This window comes from Limisphaera ngatamarikiensis, assembly GCF_011044775.1.
GTDB classification, from domain to species: domain Bacteria; phylum Verrucomicrobiota; class Verrucomicrobiia; order Limisphaerales; family Limisphaeraceae; genus Limisphaera; species Limisphaera ngatamarikiensis.
Window position 1 is genome coordinate 38,653 of record NZ_JAAKYA010000089.1, and the last position, 1,646, is coordinate 40,298.

The 1,646-nt window shown below is 55.7% G+C and carries 2 protein-coding genes; both read right to left on the reverse strand.

What is annotated here, in order from left to right; genetic code table 11:
- Positions 1-42: 42 nt before the first annotated feature.
- Positions 43-552, reverse strand: a complete 510-nt coding sequence (locus tag G4L39_RS13600) for a hypothetical protein (protein WP_165108997.1) — start codon at positions 550-552, stop codon at positions 43-45.
- 26 nt (positions 553-578) lie between these two features.
- Positions 579-1,646, reverse strand: a 1,068-nt coding sequence (locus G4L39_RS13605; RefSeq protein WP_205881025.1) for an RHS repeat-associated core domain-containing protein, incomplete at its 5' end; no start/stop codon positions are given.

Genomic DNA, 1,646 nt, shown 5'->3' on the forward strand with positions numbered 1-1,646 from the left:
CACCTGGTCACCGCGTGGCAGCTCTAAGTAGTTTGACACGCTTCAACCTCCTTCAGTACCCGCCTTTGCCTTCCTCTCATACTCCTCACGTTCCTTCAGAAAGCTTAGCACATAATCGCGCACCTCAGCGGGCGTCCCACTCATGACAAGCCGGCGAAACTCGGCGATTCTTCTGCGGGCCTTCTCAAATCTCGTTTCGGGCGGATCATTATCATCCATCAACATCAATTCCATACCCAGGGCAAATTGCATTGCGTCTGCAGCTACCCGGCCGTAGGCGGAGTCTATGAACACCGTACCACTGATCTTCTTGAGGCCCACCGAAGTCGCCCAGGCTTCCTTCCATACCGGCGGCAGTTCATCAAAGCCATATTTCCGTAGCAGCTCCGAATACCTCGTTTCCTCAATAGTCCCCCTGCGTGTGCAGCCACACACGCTCCACTCCGTCATCAGGCGTCCGTTCGCCACGTCAAAATACGTCTTCTTATAACCCGCAATTGCCGGCAGACCCGGCAGAAAAGCAACTACTAACAGCACTACCGTCCCTACCACAATTGCTACTTTGACGGCCCGTGTCCTCATTTCCCACGCGCTCCACACCTCTTGTCCGCCACCATTTTGTCGTACTTAAAATATGTCCAGTTCTCCTTATCCACGTGCATTAGCACTTCAATCGCGTGTGCATTATTGTAAGGACTTGGATCCTTGTCCCCTGTCCCTTGGCCGTGGCTTAATTCGTGAAACATTGTGCTATCTTGTTCCGAGGTGCTCTGGCCGAACCAGCCATTGTCCAAGGTCAACTCATCGTCATACCACGGCACGGGAGACCGCCAGTACCTCGCCGCGTCAGGCTTGATATCACCCCTATAGATCTCAAGCTTCTTACGTGGGTTGTTAATGTCACGAATCATACCTTCCAGGATCTTCCTCAGGCGCTTGAGATTCTCGATGAGTTGCCTGTAAGCAGGGCAAGGGCACAACTTGGAAAGACTCCCGATATTTGCATCAATCTGCCCAATCAGCGTCTCAGCCCGCTGCTTTACGCGCTGAATCGAGGTGTGGATGGCCTGCTTCTCGGCGTCGCTAAATGAACTTCCCCACTCGTATTCGTACAATCCAAGCACATCCACACTATCGATTGATTGCTTGCGAACATAGTGCGTTGACGTGACCAACAGCCTTGAAGGACGGCCACCGTATGCACCCTGTACTCTAAAACCTACTTCCCCGGCGGGATCCCTGCTCAACCACCTTCCCAAGCCGGGACTGTTGGCGCGGTATTCGTACAGCACCAGGCCCGTTCCGTCCTCCGTCCGCTTCGTGCTGAACCGGAATGGATTCGAAGCGGCCGCAGCGCCCGTCAGCCGCAAAGGCTCCCCAAACGGACCATACTCGTACCGCGCAGTCTCGGTTCCGGTGCTCGCGGACACCAAAGTCCACACGTTCCCGTTGCCGTCGTACGTCACAAAGTGCACTCCCGCACCAGGCCCACCGCTCAACCGCACCCACAACAAACCGCCCACTCCACCCGCTCCGTCCAGGCTTTCCGAAACATCCAATCCCCACACGTACGCCCGCACCACCGCACCGTTCGTCCCGTTCAGCTCCGCAATGTGACGACCGAACCACACGGGATCACTCACCAG